Here is a 15,982-nt window from a genome sequence, read left to right as displayed (position 1 = left end):
GGCTGCGGGGCCTTCCCCCCTTGGCCACGGCCCGGAATTCATGCCCGCAAAGGTCAGAAATGCTCCAGATTCTGCGCAAGTCGGTTTCCTCCTGGGTCGGTATCCTGATCCTTGCGCTGGCGCTCGGCGCGCTCGTCTTCACGCTGTTCCAGCCTTCTACACCAGGCAGCACTTCCGGCCAGAGCGGGGCCGTGCTGGCGACGGTCGGCAAGGGGGCGATCCAGGAATCCGATTATCTGGGCGCCGTCGACCGCGCCGTCGCGCGCGAACGGGAGCGGGCGCCGCAGCTGACCAACCCGGAATTCCTGGCCGCCGGCGGCGGCGAGATGGTGTTGCAGCAACTGATCGCCGGCAAGGCGATGAACAGCTTCGGCGCGGCCAACGGCATGGCGATTTCCCGGCGGATGGTGGACGGCGAGATCGCCAGCATCCCCGCCTTCCAGCTGAACGGCAAGTTCGACGAGCCGACCTTCCGCCGGCTGCTGGCCGAGCAGCGGATTTCGGAAGAGGAACTGCGGGAATCGATCGCCACCGACCTGATGCGGCGGCAATTGCTGCAACCCGTGCTGGCGGGCACCAGCGTTCCGCGCGCCATGGCCGAGCCTTATGCGGCGCTGCTGCTGGAGCAGCGCAGCGGCGTGATCCTGCCGATCCCGTCCGCCGCGATGCCCGATCCGGGCAAGGCGACCGACGCGCAGTTGCAGGCTTTCCACACCGAGAACAAGGCCGCCTACACCCTGCCCGAGCGGCGGGCGTTCCGCTTCGCGGAGTTCAACGGCGCATCTCTCAGGGACAAGGCGAAGCCGACGGCAGAGGCCGTGCGCAAATATTATGACGACAATCCGCTGGAGTTCGGCGGGCTGGAAATGCGCAACGTGCAGCAGGTGGTGCTGCCGGACGAAGCGGCGGCCAAGGCGTTCGTCGCCGAAGTGCGCGGCGGCAAGGATTTCGGCCTGGCCGCGGCTGCCCTCGGGTTTGAGGAAGGCGACGTGGCCCTTGGCGCGCTTTCGCAGGACCAGTTGGCGCAGCAGGTGAACGCGCAGTCGGCGAAGGCGGCCTTCGCCCTTGCCGCCGATGCGGTTTCCGAACCGGTGAAGTCCGGCTTCGGCTGGCATGTGCTGCATGTGCGGGAGATCCAGGCGCCGCAGCCGCAGCCCTTCACCATGGTCCAGAACGTCATCGAGAAGAAGCTGGAAGACGAGAAGCTGGCCGAGCTTCTGTCGGAAACCGTCGGCAAGGCCGAGGACCAGTTCGCCGAGGGCCAGTCGCTGGCGGATGTGGCGAAGGGGCTGGGGGCGGCGGTGCAGACATCTCCGGCGCTAACCGCCGACGGGCGGCTGTTCGACGAGAATTATGGCGCGACGCGGGTGATGCAGCCGCTGCTCTCCAAGGTGTTCGCAACCGAGCCCGGCGAAGGGCCGCAGGTGGTGGAAGCCGAGGGCGGCAATTATGCGCTGGTGGAAGTGACCGACGTGGTGGCGCCGGCGCTGGTGCCGCTGGACAAGATCCGGGGCGACGTGGAGATGGCCTGGTCGGTGAAGAGCCGTTCCGACGCCGCCAAGGCCGAGGCCGAGCGGATCGCCGCCGCCGCCAGCAAGGGCGAGACGCTGCAGAAGGCGATCGGCGGCAGGAACCTGCCCGCGCCGCAGCAACTGACGGTTCGCCGTCTGGAGCTGACGCAGATGGCGCAGCAGGGCCAGCAGGTGCCGCCGCCGGTGGTGATGCTGCTGAATACGCCCAAGGGCCAGGCGCGGGTGATCCAGGCGCCGGGCGGGCAGGGCTGGTTCGTGGTGAAGGTGGAGGATGTGAAGCCGGGCGCGCCGGAAGAGGCGGTGCAACTGGTGGACGCCGTCCGCCAGAGCCTGGTGCGCGACGCCGGCAATGAAATGGCCGAAAGCTTCGTGCGGGCGATCGAGCGCGACGTGGGCGTGGTGCGCAAGCCGGATGCCGTGAAGGCGGTGAACCGGCGGCTGACCGGCGCCACCGTCGAGTAGGCCGGTGACGCGGGCGGAAGATGCGGCCGGGGCGCTGGCTCGGCTGGCGGCCGGCCGCCATGCCTGCCGGCATCTGCTGCTGGACGCCGACACCGAGACCCCGGTTTCCGCCTGGCTGAAGCTGGCCGAGGAAGGCCGGGGCGATTTCCTGCTGGAGTCGGTGGAAGGCGGGCGGACGCGCGGGCGCTATTCGCTGATCGGGCTGGACCCCGATCTGGCCTTCCGCGCGACGGGCCATGCGGCGGAAGTGAACCGGCAGTGGCGCCGCGACCGGCAGGCTTTTGCGCCGGCCGGGGCGCCGAGCCTGACGGCGCTGCGCGAACTGGTGGCTTCCATCCGCATGGAGGTGCCGGACGGCCTGCCGCCGGCGCTGCCGTTCCTCGTCGGCTATTTCGGCTATGAGACGGCCGGGCTGGTGGAGAAGCTGCCGGTGCCGGCGCGCGACCCGCTGGGCGTGCCCGACATGATGTTCGTGCGGCCGGGGCTGCTGCTGGTGTTCGACCGGCTGGCCGACACGCTGACGCTGATCGCCCCCGTCTATGCCGACAGCGGGCTGGAGCCGCCTGCCGCGCTGGCCGCCGCCGACGAGCGGCTGGAGGCTGCCGCCGCCCGGCTTCAGCGGCCGCTTCCGGCGCGGCTGGTGGCTGCGGCGCCGGCGGAGACGGCCACGCCGGTTTCCGCCGTCGGGCCGGAGCGCTATGGTGAGATGGTCGAGGCCGCCAAGGCCTATATCGGCGCCGGGGACATCTTCCAGGTGGTGCTGGCGCAGCGCTTCGAGCTGCCCTTCGCGCTGCCGCCGTTCCAGCTTTACCGTTCCTTGCGGCGGGTGAATCCTTCGCCCTTCCTCTACCATCTGGACCTGCCGGGATTCGCGGTGATCGGCTCCAGCCCGGAGATACTGGTGCGGGCGCGCGACGGCGAGGTGACCATCCGCCCGATCGCCGGCACCCGGCCGCGCGGGAAGACGGATGCCGAGGATGCCGAACTGGAGGCCGGGCTGCTGGCCGACCCCAAGGAACTGGCCGAGCATCTGATGCTGCTGGACCTCGGGCGCAACGATGTCGGCCGTGTGGCGCAAGCCGGCACGGTGAAGGTGACGGACCGCTTCACCGTCGAGCGCTACAGCCATGTGATGCACATCGTCTCCAATGTGGTGGGGCGGCAGCTGGCGGATAGCGATTCGATCGACGCCATTCTGGCCGGCTTTCCCGCCGGCACGGTTTCCGGCGCGCCCAAAGTGCGGGCGATGGAGATCATCGCCGAGCTGGAAGCGGAAAAGCGCGGGCCTTACGCCGGCGGCATCGGCTATTTCGCCCCGGACGGCGGCATGGACAGCTGCATCGTGCTGCGCACCGCCGTGGTGAAGGATGGGGTGATGCATGTGACGGCGGGCGCCGGCATCGTCGCCGACAGCCAGCCCGCCTATGAGCAGCGCGAGTGCGAGGCGAAGGCCGGCGCGCTGATGGCCGCCGCCCGCGCGGCGCTGGCCGCCGCCGCCGAACCCGGCTTCGGCCAGTAGTGGCACCAGCACTCCCTCTCCCTTTGGGGAGAGGGTGCGGCAGCGTGCGGCTTGCCGTTGATCGGTGGCGGTGGTGCTTGTGGCGCCGTCCTCCCCTCTCCCCAACCCTCTCCCCGCGAGCGGGGAGAGGGAGTGCTTTCTCCCCAGCTTTATTTTCCTCCAGCCTTGAGGCGGCGGGGATTGCGGGACTAGGTTCCGCCCCATGTTCGTGCCGCTTCGCTGCCAGTCCTCCTTCTCGATGCTGGAATCCACCATCGAGCTGAAGGCGCTGGCGAAGGCCGCCGCCGCTGCCGGATTCCCGGCCGTGGGGCTGACGGATCGCGGCAATCTGTTCGGCGCCATGGCCTTCTCCAAGGCCTGCATGGATGTGAGCGTGCAGCCGGTGATCGGCACGCTGCTGCCGGTGCTGCGCGACATGCCGCCGGGCACGCTTCGGCCCGGAAGCCGGCCGCCGGTCGACTATCTGGCGCTCTACGCCCGGAACGAGGCGGGCTGGGCCAATCTGCTGCACCTCGTCTCCGCCGCGCATATGGAGGGCGAGGCGGGGCTGGAGCGGCTGGAGGGGCGGACGGACGGGCTTCTCTGCCTGACGGGCGGGGCGGACGGGGCGCTGGCGAAGCTTTACGCCGAGGGGCAGGGGGAGGAGGCCGAAGCGCTGGCGCGGCGGCTGACCGGCTTGTTCGGCGACCGGCTTTATATCGAGATTTCCCGCAGCGGCGACCCTGTCGAGCAATCGAGCGAATTGTCGCTGCTGCGTCTGGCGCATGGCGCGGGGCTGCCGATCGTCGGCACCTCGCCGGCGCGCTTCCTGGAGCCGAACGGCTACAGCGCGCACGACGTGATGCTGTGCATTTCCGAAGGCGCCTATCTGGAGACGGCGGACCGGCGGCGCTCCAACCCGCGCCATTATCTGGCGGACGAGCGGGAGATGGCCGAGCGGTTCCACGACCTGCCCGAGGCGCTGGCGATGACCGCGCATGTGGCGCGGCGTTCGGCCTTCGCGCTGAAGAAGCGCGATCCGGTGCTGCCGAAGCTGGTGCCGGACGCGGAAGCCGAGAAGGCGGAGTTGCACAGGCTGGCGGAAGCCGGGCTGCGCGCGCGGCTGGACGATATGCAGGTGGCGGACGAGGCGCCCTATTGGGATCGGCTGGCGTTCGAACTGGGAATCATCGGGCAGATGGGTTTCTCCGGTTACTTCCTGATCGTTGCCGACTTCATCCAATGGTCGAAGGAGCAGGATATCCCGGTGGGGCCGGGGCGGGGCTCGGGCGCGGGGTCGGCGGTGGCCTGGGCGCTGAGGATCACCGATCTCGACCCGCTGGCGCTGGGGCTGCTGTTCGAGCGGTTCCTGAACCCCGAGCGCAAGTCCATGCCCGACTTCGACATCGACTTCTGCGAAACCCGGCGGGAAGAAGTGATCCGCTATGTGCAGCGCAAATACGGCCGCGAGCAGGTGGCGCAGATCATCACCTTCGGAACGCTGAAGGCCCGCGCCGTGGTGAAGGATGTGGGGCGGGTGATGCAATTGCCCTATGGGCAGGTGAACCGGCTTTCCAACCTGATCCCCGCCAACCCCGCCGACCCCTGGGATCTGAACCGGGCGCTGAACGGCGTGCCGGAACTGACCGCCGAGATGAAGGCGGACCCGAAGGTGAAGCAGCTGATCGAGGTGGGGCTGCAGCTGGAAGGGCGGCCGCGCCACTCCTCCACCCATGCCGCCGGGGTGGTGATCGGCGACCGGCCCCTGTCCGAACTGGTGCCGCTCTATCGCGATCCGCGTTCCGATTTCCCGGTGACGCAGTTCGACCTGAAATGGGCCGAGGAAGCGGGGCTGGTGAAGTTCGACTTCCTGGGCCTGAAGACGCTTTCGGTGCTGGCGCGGGCGAAGAAGCTGCTGGCCGAGCGGGGGACGGCGATCGACCTCGACCATCTGCCGTGGGACGATCAGGACGTCTATGCGCTGATGACGCGCGGCGACACGGTGGGGGTGTTCCAGTTCGAATCCGAAGGCATGCGTCGGGCGCTGGCGCTGGTGAAGCCGACGCTGTTCGAGGATATCATCGCGCTGGGCGCGCTTTACCGGCCGGGGCCGATGGACAATATCCCGAGCTTCGCCGCCCGCAAATGGGGGCGGGAGGAGCCGGATTACCTGCACCCGATGCTGGAGCCGACGCTGAAGCCGACCTATGGCGTCATCATCTACCAGGAACAGGTGATGCAGATCGCGCAGGTGCTGGCCGGCTATTCGCTGGGCGAGGCCGACCTGCTGCGCCGCGCCATGGGGAAGAAGATCCAGGCGGAGATGGACGCGCAGCGCGCCCGCTTCGTGGATGGGGCCAAGGCCAATGGCGTGGACGCGAAGCAGGCCGAAAGCATCTTCAACCTCGTCGACAAGTTCGCCGGCTATGGCTTCAACAAGAGCCACGCCGCCGCCTACGCCCTGGTCGCCTGGCAGACGGCCTGGCTGAAGCACCACCATCCGGCCGCCTTCTACGCCGGCTCCATGGCTTACGACATCCATCTGACCGACAAGCTGGCGGTGTTCGTGGACGACATGCGCCGGCTGGACGTGCCGCTGCTGGGGCCGTGCATCAATGCGAGCGGGGCGGATTTCACTCTGGAGGATCATGAGGGCCGGATCGCCGTGCGCTATGCGCTGGGCGCGCTGAAGGGCGTGGGCGAGGGGGCGATGGACGATATCGTCAGGGAGCGCGACGCCCATGGGCCGTTCCGCTCGCTCGACGATTTCGTGAACCGCATCGACCCGCGGGCGTTGAACCGGCGGCAGATGGAAGCGCTGGCGGCGGCCGGGGCCTTCGACTGTTTCGGAGTCGACCGGGCGCGGGTGCATGCTGCCGCCGAACTGCTGATGGGCGCGGCGACGCGGGCGGCCGACGCGCGGGTGACCGGGCAGGGCGGGCTGTTCGGCGGCGACAGCGCGGCGGAATCGGTGCCGCTTCCGGACGCGAAGCCCTGGCCGCTGGGCGAGCGGTTGTCGCATGAGCGCGACGCCTTCGGCTTCTGGTTCTCCGGCCATCCGGTGGAGGCGCATTCGCCGGTGCTGAAGGCGATGTCGGTGGCGACGGCGACCGAAGTGATGGCGCGCCGGGCGCCGGCCGGCACCCGCACCACCGCGAAGATGGCGGGGCTGGTGGAGGATTTCCGCTGGCGGGTGCCGCAGGGCAAGGGGCCGGACCGGCGCTATATGCTGGCGGACCTGACCGACCAGTCCGGCAAATGGGGGGCGAGCTGCTTCAACGCCGAGGCGCAGGCGCAGGTGGAAGCTTCGGTGGCGGCGGGCGAGACGCTGCTGATGGACGTGGAGCTGCAATGGCGCGAGGGGGACGAGGCGCCGCGCCTCGCCATCCAGAGCGCGCGGCCGTTGCAGGAACTGGTGCGCTCGACCCGGGCGCTGTTGTCGGTGCGATTCCGGCCGGGGGCGACGACGATGGCGCTGGCGGAGCTTTCCGCCTGGCTGCCGCGCGGCGGCCGCTCGGTGGTGGAGGCGACGGTGCCGCTGGCGGCCGGCGGCGAGGCGGTGGTGCGGCTGGGGGCCGACTTCCTGCTGCCGGCCGGCGCCGAGGTGGAGATCGGGGCGCTGGACATGGTCGCGGGCGCCGAGATTTCGGCGATGACGCAGCCGCTGAGGCTGGTGGCTTGATGGGGTTGCCGCCCGGGGTGGGCGGCTTAAGGTGTGAAAAACCAACCGGGGAGAAGATATGCCGATTTCGCTGCACGACGCCTTTGTGCCGACCGTCCGCCAGACGCTGGGGGCGGTCAATGGCCTGATCGGCAAGGCCGAACGCTGGTGCGCCGAGACGGGGACGGCCGAGGCCGCGATCGTCGGCGCCACGCTGCACGACACGATGCTGCCCTTTTCCTTCCAGATCCGCTCGGTGGCGCACCACAGCCTGGGCGCGATCGAGGGCGTGCGGGCCGGCCTGTTCGACGCGACGGGTGGGGAAATGCCCGGGACGCTGGCGGCGATGAAGGACCTCCTGGGCCGCGCGGATGCCGGGCTTGCGGCGGTCGAGCCCGAGGAGATGGAAGGTTTCATGGGCAAGGATGTGGCCTTCGACTTGAGGGGCATGAAAATCCCCTTCGTGGCGGAGAATTTCCTGCTGTCCTTCTCGCAGCCGAACTTCTTCTTCCACGCGGCGACCGCCTATGATCTGCTGCGCAGCAAGGGGGTGCCGCTGGGCAAGCGCGACTTCCTCGGCCAGCTTCGCGTGAAGATTTGAAGTCGCCTCTGCTCCTCGCCGCCGCTCTGGTGGCGGGCATCAGCTATATGGCGAGCTGGGGGCTGGCGTTGCCCGACGCGGCCGCCATCGCCTGGAAGGGGGCGGGCGTCGGCCTGCTCGCCACCTGGGCCAGCCGGCAGGGGCGCAGCGTCGATCACGCGCTGCTGGCGACCGTGCTGACGCTGGGGGCGGCGGCCGACATGCTGCTGGAGGTGATCTTCGTCGCTGGCGCCGCCGTCTTCGCGCTGGGGCATGTGGTGGCGATCGCCCTTTACGCCCGCAACCGGCGGCCGGGGCTGGGGGCGAAGGATCTGGCGCTGGCGGCGGCGCTGGTCGGCGGCGGCGTGGCGGCCGCCTATCATCTGGCCAGCCCCGACTGGGCGCCTTCGGTGGCGGTCTACACGCTGTTCCTTGCGCTGATGGCGGCGGCCGCGCTGATGTCGCGCTTCGCGCTGGCGGGGGTGGGGGCGCTTTTGTTCCTGCTGTCCGACCTTCTCATCTTCGCGCGGATGGACAGCCTGTCGGGCGCGCGCTGGGCGGATTTCGCCATCTGGGGCAGCTATTTCGCCGGGCAGGCGCTGATCGCCTGGGGCGTTGCCAGCGGCTTGCGCTCAAAAGCCGCCCGATAGCGCCATGGCGACGACGGCGGCGGCCATGACCGCCGTCGCCAGCCAGCCCCAGAAGGCGAGGCGGCGGGAAATCGGCAGATCGCCCATGATCGCCGCGCGGCTGGCGACGAACATCATCGCCGCCATGATCGGCACCGCGACGACGCCGTTGACGACCGCGCTCCAGAACAGGGCCTTGATCGGATCGATGTCGGACCATTGGATGGCGACGCCCAGAAGTGTCGCCGCGACGATGACGCCATAAAAGCCGATCGCTTCCCATGGCTTGTTGTCCAGCCCGGATTTCCAGCCCTGCGATTCGCCGATGGCATAGGCGGCGGAGCCGGCCAGCACCGGCACCGCCAGCAGGCCGGTGCCGATGATCCCCAGCGCGAACAGCGCGAAGGCGTAGTTGCCGGCGATCGGCTTCAGGGCGTTGGCGGCGTCGGCCGCCGTCTGGATGTCGCCGCCGCCGTGGCTGTGGATGGTGGCGGCGGTGGCGATGATGATGGCGATGGCGACGAGGTTGGAAATGGCCATGCCGGCCATGGTGTCGAAGCCGATGCGGCGGAATTCGGCCTTTGCCGGTGCGCCGTCCTCGGTCAGCGGCTTTTCCTGGTGGCGGTGCATTTCCTCCACCTCCTGCGCGCTTTGCCAGAAGAAGAGATAGGGGCTGATGGTGGTGCCGAAGATGGCGACGATCATGATGAGCGCCTCCTTCCCCGGCACATGCGGCACGAAGAGGCCGGCGGCGACCTGGGACCAGTCCAGCTTCACCAGCAGCAGCACGCCGAAATAGGCGAAGAGGCTGAGCGTCAGCCATTTCAGGAAGCTGGCGTAGCGCGGATAGGGCACGAAAAGCTGCAGGCCGAGCGAGAAGAGGGCGAAGGCGATCGTCATCCAGTGGGCGGGGAGCCCGGTGACGAGGCGGGCGACGTCGCCCATCATCGCGAGGTCGGCGGCGATGTTGATGGTGTTGGCGACGAACAGCAGCAGCACCAGCGCAAGGACGAGCGGCTTCGGGATGACCGCCGCCATGTTGCTGGCCAGCCCCTTGCCCGAGACGCGGCCGATATGGGCGGAGACGAGCTGCACCGCGCACATCAGCGGGTAGGTGAGCAGCATCGTCCAGAGCAGCGAGAAGCCGAAGCGGGCGCCGGCCTGCGAATAGGTGGCGATGCCGGAAGGGTCGTCGTCGGCCGCGCCGGTGACGAGGCCGGGGCCGAGCTGCTTCAGCCGGGCGGACAGGCGCAGGCGGTGGGAGAGCTTCACCCGGCGTTTCTGCGGCAAGCGCTGGCCGGGCGCAAGCGGAGCGGCGGCGGGCGGTTTCCCCAATTCCCGTCACCCCGGGCTTGACCCCGAGTCAAGCCCGGGGTGACGGAGTGTGTGGCGCACGGGCGCGCTGTCCGGCAAGGCTCAGAACTTGACTCCGGCGGCTATCGCCACTAGGTGCGCCGCCCATCCCACACGCGAGGGGAAACCTTCCGGTGCCCGGCCGCAGTCGGGCTTACCTTCGCGGCGGAACCAACCGGTTAGGAGACTATTCATGACGGCATCCGACGTGTCGATGCAGGCGCTGCTGGAAGCGGGCGCGCATTTCGGCCACCAGACCCACCGCTGGAACCCGAAGATGAAGCCCTACATCTTCGGCGAGCGCAACGGAATCCACATCCTCGACCTGTCGCAAACGGTGCCGCTGTTCGCGCGCGCCCTCGACTTCGTGCGCGCCACCTCGGCCGCCGGCGGCAAGGTGCTGTTCGTGGGCACCAAGCGCCAGGCGCAGGAGCCGATCGCCGAAGGCGCGCGGCGCTGCAACCAATATTATGTCAACCACCGCTGGCTCGGCGGCATGCTGACCAACTGGAAGACCATCTCCGCCTCGATCAAGCGCTACAAGACGCTGGAAGAGCAGCTTTCGGGCGACACGCACGGCTTCACCAAGAAGGAAGTGCTGAAGATGACCCGCGAGCGCGACAAGTTCGAAGCCTCGCTGGGCGGCATCCGCGACATGAACGGCCTGCCCGACCTGATGTTCGTGGTGGACGTGAACAAGGAAGAGCTGGCCATCAAGGAAGCCAATGTGCTGGGCATCCCGGTGATCGCCATCCTCGACAGCAACACCGATCCGGCGAACATCGCCTTCCCGGTGCCCGGCAACGACGACGCCAGCCGCGCCATCCAGCTTTACTGCAACGCCGTGGCGGACGCGGTTCTGGCCGGCAAGCAGGGCCGCATGGCCGACATGGGCGTGGACATCGGCGCCCAGGCCGAGCCGGAAGCCGATCCGGCGCTGACCGCCTGAGACGACTGGCGCCCGGCATGAAAGGCGCCAGAGGCAAAAACGCCTTTTGCCCTGACAGGCCGCCCGGCTTGTCATCAACCTGACCCGAAGGGGCTGCACGAGCGGTGCAGTCCCTTCACCTGCACAAGAGGAGCCAAGCCATGGCCAACATCACCGCCGCCCTCGTCAAGGAACTCCGCGACCTGACCGGCGCGGGCATGATGGACGCGAAGAAAGCGCTCGTCGAAGTCGAAGGCGAAATCGAGAAGGCGATCGACTGGCTGCGCGCCAAGGGCCTCGCTTCTGCCGCCAAGAAGGCCGGCCGCACCGCCGCCGAGGGGCTGGTGGGCGTCGCCGTTTCCGGCAACCGCGGCGCGGTCGTGGAAGTGAACGCCGAGACCGATTTCGTCGCCAAGAACGCGCAGTTCCAGGATTTCGTGAAGGAAATCGCGAAAGTGGCGCTGGAAAAGGGCGAGAAGGTGGAAGATCTGCTGGCGGCCGACTATCCGGCCGGCGGCGGCACTGTGCAGGACGTGCTGACGCACAACATCGCCACCATCGGCGAGCAACAGGTGCTGCGCCGCGCCGAAGTGCTGGAAGCGACTGGAGTCGTCGCCTCCTACATCCACAACGCCGCCGCGCCGAACCTCGGCAAGATCGGCGTGCTGGTGGCGATCGACAGCGACATCGCCGACAAGGAGGCGCTGCTGGCCATCGGCAAGCAGATCGCCATGCATGTGGCGGCCGCCAACCCGCTGGCGCTTTCGATCGAGCATATCGACCCGGCGCTGCTGGAGCGCGAGCGCGCCGTCGCCGCCGAGAAGGCCGCTTCCTCGGGCAAGCCGGCCGACATCATCGAGCGGATGGTGGACGGCGCGGTGAAGAAGTTCGCCGGCGAGCAGGCGCTTCTCTCCCAGGTGTTCGTGATCGACGGCAAGTCGAAGGTGGCGGACTTCGTCGGTTCGGAAGCCAAGCGCCTGTCGGGCAATATCCTGGTGGCGAAGTTCATCCGCTTCCAGCTGGGCGAAGGCATCGAGAAGGCCGAAACCGACTTCGCGGCCGAAGTGGCGGCGGTGGCCGGCACGGCCTGATCCGGGCCGGCGCGCTCGGGTTCGCCCCGGCGCCGCCGGCCGAACACGCTCCGGGCTTGAGGCGCGGGGCCGGGGCGGCTAAGCCCCGACTTGAGGATCATTTCACTTCCAAAGGCTTCCCCCATGTCCCGCCCCGCCTTCAAGCGCATCCTGTTGAAGCTGTCGGGCGAGGCGGCGATGGGCGACCAGGCCTTCGGAATCGACCCCGGAACCGTCGCCCGCGTGGCGGGCGAGGTGAAGGCGGCGAAGGACGCGGGCCTGGAGCTCTGCCTGGTGATCGGCGGCGGCAACATCTTCCGCGGCATGGCCGGAGCCGCCAAGGGCATGGACCGGGCGACCGCCGACTATATGGGCATGCTGGCCACCGTGATGAACGCGCTCGCCATGCAGGACGCGCTGGAGCAGCTTGGCGTGGAGACGCGGGTGATGTCGGCCATTCCGATGGCGGCCGTCTGCGAGCCCTATATCCGCCGCCGGGCCGAGCGGCATCTGGAGAAGGGCCGGGTGGTGATCTTCGCCGCCGGAACCGGCAGCCCCTATTTCACCACCGACAGCGGCGCGGCGCTGCGGGCGGCGGAAATGAAGTGCGACGCGCTGTTCAAGGGCACGTCGGTGGACGGCGTCTACGACAGCGACCCGAAGACCAACCCTTCGGCGAAGCGCTACGACAGCATCGGCTTCAACCAGGTGCTGGCGGACAATCTGAAGGTGATGGACGCGGCGGCGATCGCGCTGTGCCGCGACAACCGCATTCCGATCGTGGTGTTCAACATCCGCGAGGAAGGCAATCTGGCGCAGGTGCTGGCCGGCGACGGCGTGTCGACGGTGGTCGGCGGAAAGGCTTGAATGGCCGGTGGAACCGGCCCACTGATGGTTTCGAGGGATAAAGACATGGCAGACTTCGACGCAAACGCCACCAAGGCCGATCTGGAGCGCCGCATGAAGGGCGCGGTGGAGACGCTGAAGAACGATCTCGGCGGCCTTCGCACCGGCCGCGCCTCGACGACGCTGCTCGACCCCGTGGTGGTCGAGGTCTATGGCTCGAACATGCCGCTCAACCAGCTGGCGACGGTGACGGCGCCGGAGCCGCGCATGCTGTCCGTGCAGGTGTGGGACCGTTCCAACGTGCAGCCGGTGGAAAAGGCGATTCGCTCGGCCGGCCTTGGCCTCAACCCGATTTCCGAAGGCCAGACGCTGCGCCTGCCCATCCCCGACCTGACGGAGGAGCGGCGCAAGGAACTGGCGAAGCTCGCCACCCAATATGCCGAGAAGGCGCGGGTGGCCGTGCGCAACGTGCGGCGCGACGGCAACGACGCGCTGAAGGCGGCCGAGAAGAAGGGCCAGATCAGCCAGGACGAGCAGAAGAAGCTGGAAGCCGATGTGCAGAAGCTGACCGACAAGGCGATCGCCGATCTGGACGCGGCCGCCAGCGCCAAGGAGAAGGAAATCCTTGGCAAGTGAAGTGGTTCGGTTCCGTGCGCCCGGCCGCGGAGGCTGAGGGGGCCTGCCCGGATGGCGAGCTGCCGGCGGTGTCCGGCGGGCCGCGCCATGTCGCCATCATCATGGACGGCAACGGCCGCTGGGCGAAGGCCCGGCACCTGCCGCGCCTGGCGGGGCATCGCGCCGGGGTGGAGGCGGTGCGCCGCATCGTCCGCGCCGCGCCACGCCTGGGGATCGAGACGCTGACGCTCTACGCCTTCTCCAGCGAGAACTGGCGGCGGCCGGCGGAGGAAGTCTCGGACCTGATGAGCCTGCTGCGCCACCATCTGCTGGCGGAACTGGACGAACTGCACGCCAATGGCGCGCGGCTGAGCCTGATCGGCGACTGGCGCTCGCTGAAGCCCGACGTGGTGGAGCGGCTGGAAGCCGCCGTGCGCTCGACGGCCGCGAACGAGCGTTTCCGGCTGGTGGTGGCGCTGAACTATGGCGGGCAGGACGAGCTGACGCGCGCGGTGCAGGCGATCGCCGGGCGCGCCGCGGCGGGCGAGATCGCGCCGGCCGATATCTCGCCGCAGATGATCGAAAACAGCCTCGATACGGCGGACCTGCAGCCGGTCGACCTCATCATCCGCACCTCGGGCGAGCAGCGGCTTTCCAACTTCCTGCTGTGGCAGGCCGCCTATGCCGAGATGTGGTTCACCCCCGTGCTCTGGCCGGATTTCAGCGAGGCGACGCTGCGCGAGGCGGCGGAGGCTTTCGCCGGCCGGGAGCGGCGCTATGGCGGCCGCTGAGCCGAAGGCCGCCGGCGCCGGATCGGGGCTTGGCCCCCGGGTGGTGGTGGGGCTGTTCCTGGCGGTCATCGCCATTGCCGACATCTGGGTGGGCGGCCCGGCCTTCTCGCTGATGATCGCCGCCGGCGTCATCCTGATCCTGTGGGAATGGTGCGCCATGCACCGCATCGCGCAGGGCTGGCGGATCGGCGGCGGGCTGGCGCTGGCGGCGGTCGCGCTGCTGGCCGATCGGAACCAGCCGCAGCTGGCGCTGGTGCTGCTGCTCTCGTCGGCGATCCTGTTCCTGGCGCTTTCGCTGCTGGCGAAGGCGGCGGCGCGGCGCTGGATTTCCACCGGGCTCCTCTATGCCGGGCTGCCGGCGATCGCCCTTATCTGGCTGCGCGGCCAGCCGGACGGTTTCGCGCTGGTGATGTGGACCATGGGGCTGGTGTGGGCGACGGACATATTCGCCTATTTCGCCGGCCGCGCCATCGGCGGGCCGAAGATCTGGCCGGCGGTCAGCCCCAACAAGACCTGGGCCGGGCTGATCGGCGGCATGACGGGCGCGGCGCTGTTCTCGCTGGGCTTCGCCGTCTGGCGGAACTGGCCGCAGGGGGCGCTGGCGATGCTGCTGCTGGGGGCGGCGCTGGCCGTCGTCGCGCAGGCGGGCGATTTCTTCGAAAGCTGGCTGAAGCGGCGGGCGGGGGTGAAGGATTCCGGCCGGCTGTTTCCCGGCCATGGCGGAATCATGGACCGGGTGGACGGGCTGGTGCCGGTCGCCTGCCTCGTCGCGCTTTGGGCGGCGACGCGCACGCCGGTGGAGTGGGTTTCCGCCGGATGGGAGGCATTGGCTTGAAACGCTTGACGATTCTGGGGGCGACGGGCTCCGTGGGCGCCTCCACCCTGGATCTGGTGGCGCGCAACCCCGAGCGCTTCGAAGTGGTGGCGCTGACCGCCGGGCGCGACTGGCGCCGGCTGGCGGAACTGGCGGTGGCGCACCGCGCCCGGGCGGCGGTGATCGCCGATGAAGCGGCCTATGCCGAGCTGAAGGCGGCGCTCACCGGCACCGGGATCGCCGTTTCCGCCGGGCCGGCGGCGCTGGTGGAGGCGGCGCGGATGGAGGCCGATCTGGTGGTGGCGGCGATCGTCGGCGCCGCCGGCCTGCCGCCGACGCTGGCGGCGCTGGAGGCCGGCATTTCGGTGGCGCTGGCCAACAAGGAGGCGCTGGTCTGCGCCGGGCATCTGATGACGGCCGCCGCCGCCCGTTCCGGCGCGACGCTGCTGCCGATCGACAGCGAGCATAACGCCATCTTCCAGGTGCTGGAATCGCGCGAGCGGGTGCGGCGAATCGTGCTGACGGCCTCCGGCGGGCCGTTCCGCTGCTGGTCGCGCGAGCGGATGCAGGGGGTGACTCCGGCGGAAGCGGTGAAGCATCCGACCTGGTCGATGGGGGCGAAGATCTCGGTCGATTCCGCCACCCTCATGAACAAGGGGCTGGAGCTGATCGAGGCCTGGCACCTGTTCGGCCTGAGCCCGGAGCAATTGGGGGTGCTGGTGCATCCGCAAAGCCTGGTGCACGGGCTGGTGGAATATGTGGACGGCTCGGTGCTGGCGCAGCTCGGGCCGGCCGACATGCGCGTGCCCATCGCCCATGCGCTGGCCTGGCCGGAGCGGATCGCCACCCCGGTCGAGCGGCTGAACCTGGCGGCGATCGGCCGGCTGGAGTTCGAGGAGGCCGACCGCGAGCGCTTCCCGGCGCTGGCGCTGGCGGAAGCGGCGCTGGCCGACGGCCTCTGCCGCCCCTGCGTGCTGAACGCCGCGAACGAAGTGGCGGTGGCGGCCTTCCTGGAAGAGAAGATTCCCTTCCTGGCGATCGCCGATGTGGTGGGGGAGACGCTGGCCGCCATCCGCCCGCGCCGCCCGGAAACGCTGGCCGATGTCGACGCGGCGGACGCCGCCGCCCGTTCATCTGCGCAACAGTTTGTTTATCTTAACCATGTAAGCCGGTTTGCAGCGCAGCACGCATCGGGATAAGTAT

13 protein-coding genes are annotated in these 15,982 nt (G+C 69.2%); 12 read left to right on the top strand and 1 reads right to left on the bottom strand.

The annotated features are described in order from the left end of the window. Positions 1-59: 59 nt before the first annotated feature. The 5 genes from L6Q21_RS11785 (at position 60) to L6Q21_RS11765 (ending at position 8,383) form a co-directional block, all read left to right on the top strand. Positions 60-1,994: a peptidylprolyl isomerase gene (locus L6Q21_RS11785; RefSeq protein WP_237830960.1), complete on the top strand. Its 1,935-nt coding sequence runs from the start codon at positions 60-62 to the stop codon at positions 1,992-1,994. Between the two features lie 4 nt (positions 1,995-1,998). Further along, the gene (trpE, locus tag L6Q21_RS11780; protein ID WP_418895826.1) at positions 1,999-3,513 is read left to right on the top strand and encodes an anthranilate synthase component I; all 1,515 of its coding nucleotides are present in this window, start codon (positions 1,999-2,001) and stop codon (positions 3,511-3,513) included. Between the two features lie 202 nt (positions 3,514-3,715). Continuing rightward, entirely contained in the window at positions 3,716-7,174 is a 3,459-nt protein-coding gene (gene dnaE / locus L6Q21_RS11775) for a DNA polymerase III subunit alpha (protein ID WP_237830959.1), read from the top strand. Positions 7,175-7,232: 58 nt separating this feature from the next. Beyond that, positions 7,233-7,754 carry a DUF1993 domain-containing protein gene (locus tag L6Q21_RS11770; RefSeq protein ID WP_237830958.1) on the top strand — a complete coding sequence of 174 codons (522 nt, stop codon included), beginning with the start codon at positions 7,233-7,235 and terminating at the stop codon, positions 7,752-7,754. Then, positions 7,751-8,383, top strand: coding sequence for a lysoplasmalogenase family protein (locus L6Q21_RS11765; RefSeq protein ID WP_237830957.1), 633 nt, complete (start codon positions 7,751-7,753; stop codon positions 8,381-8,383). The genes L6Q21_RS11770 and L6Q21_RS11765 overlap by 4 nt, the downstream gene beginning before the upstream one ends. On the opposite strand, the gene L6Q21_RS11760 is transcribed toward L6Q21_RS11765, so the two are convergent. After that, on the bottom strand, positions 8,366-9,652 hold the full coding sequence (locus L6Q21_RS11760; protein ID WP_237830956.1) for an NRAMP family divalent metal transporter: 1,287 nt from the start codon (positions 9,650-9,652) through the stop codon (positions 8,366-8,368). The two genes, L6Q21_RS11765 and L6Q21_RS11760, sit on opposite strands and share 18 nt — an antisense overlap. A gap of 256 nt (positions 9,653-9,908) precedes the next feature. On the opposite strand from L6Q21_RS11760, the gene rpsB reads away from it, so the two are divergent. From rpsB to L6Q21_RS11725, 7 genes are all read left to right on the top strand, one after another. Next, on the top strand, positions 9,909-10,664 hold the full coding sequence (gene rpsB, locus L6Q21_RS11755) for a 30S ribosomal protein S2 (protein ID WP_237830955.1): 756 nt from the start codon (positions 9,909-9,911) through the stop codon (positions 10,662-10,664). 140 nt (positions 10,665-10,804) lie between these two features. Next, entirely contained in the window at positions 10,805-11,734 is a 930-nt protein-coding gene (tsf, locus tag L6Q21_RS11750; protein ID WP_237830954.1) for a translation elongation factor Ts, read from the top strand. Positions 11,735-11,857: 123 nt separating this feature from the next. After that, entirely contained in the window at positions 11,858-12,580 is a 723-nt protein-coding gene (pyrH, locus tag L6Q21_RS11745; protein ID WP_237830953.1) for a UMP kinase, read from the top strand. Between the two features lie 45 nt (positions 12,581-12,625). After that, positions 12,626-13,195 (top strand): ribosome recycling factor, encoded by a 570-nt coding sequence (gene frr / locus L6Q21_RS11740; RefSeq protein WP_237830952.1) that lies wholly within the window; start codon positions 12,626-12,628, stop codon positions 13,193-13,195. 101 nt (positions 13,196-13,296) lie between these two features. Next, positions 13,297-13,965, top strand: coding sequence for a polyprenyl diphosphate synthase (gene uppS / locus L6Q21_RS11735; RefSeq protein ID WP_237831033.1), 669 nt, complete (start codon positions 13,297-13,299; stop codon positions 13,963-13,965). Continuing rightward, positions 13,952-14,800, top strand: a complete 849-nt coding sequence (locus L6Q21_RS11730; protein WP_237830951.1) for a phosphatidate cytidylyltransferase — start codon at positions 13,952-13,954, stop codon at positions 14,798-14,800. Before uppS ends, L6Q21_RS11730 begins: the two co-directional genes overlap by 14 nt. Continuing rightward, positions 14,797-15,978, top strand: coding sequence for a 1-deoxy-D-xylulose-5-phosphate reductoisomerase (locus L6Q21_RS11725; protein ID WP_237830950.1), 1,182 nt, complete (start codon positions 14,797-14,799; stop codon positions 15,976-15,978). The genes L6Q21_RS11730 and L6Q21_RS11725 overlap by 4 nt, the downstream gene beginning before the upstream one ends. Positions 15,979-15,982 lie beyond the last annotated feature (4 nt).

This window comes from Sandaracinobacteroides sayramensis (assembly GCF_022014495.1).
GTDB lineage: Bacteria > Pseudomonadota > Alphaproteobacteria > Sphingomonadales > Sphingomonadaceae > Sandaracinobacteroides > Sandaracinobacteroides sayramense.
Note: the sequence above shows the minus strand (reverse complement) of the source record. Positions and strands in the feature narration are given on the sequence as shown.

Coding starts and splice junctions, on each gene's coding strand:
- rpsB (WP_237830955.1), top strand. CDS start 9,909: ATGACGGCATCCGACGTGTCGATGCAGGCGCTGCTGGAAGCGGGCGCG.
- L6Q21_RS11730 (WP_237830951.1), top strand. CDS start 13,952: ATGGCGGCCGCTGAGCCGAAGGCCGCCGGCGCCGGATCGGGGCTTGGC.
- pyrH (WP_237830953.1), top strand. CDS start 11,858: ATGTCCCGCCCCGCCTTCAAGCGCATCCTGTTGAAGCTGTCGGGCGAG.
- L6Q21_RS11770 (WP_237830958.1), top strand. CDS start 7,233: ATGCCGATTTCGCTGCACGACGCCTTTGTGCCGACCGTCCGCCAGACG.
- frr (WP_237830952.1), top strand. CDS start 12,626: ATGGCAGACTTCGACGCAAACGCCACCAAGGCCGATCTGGAGCGCCGC.
- L6Q21_RS11785 (WP_237830960.1), top strand. CDS start 60: ATGCTCCAGATTCTGCGCAAGTCGGTTTCCTCCTGGGTCGGTATCCTG.
- uppS (WP_237831033.1), top strand. CDS start 13,297: ATGGACGGCAACGGCCGCTGGGCGAAGGCCCGGCACCTGCCGCGCCTG.
- tsf (WP_237830954.1), top strand. CDS start 10,805: ATGGCCAACATCACCGCCGCCCTCGTCAAGGAACTCCGCGACCTGACC.
- dnaE (WP_237830959.1), top strand. CDS start 3,716: ATGTTCGTGCCGCTTCGCTGCCAGTCCTCCTTCTCGATGCTGGAATCC.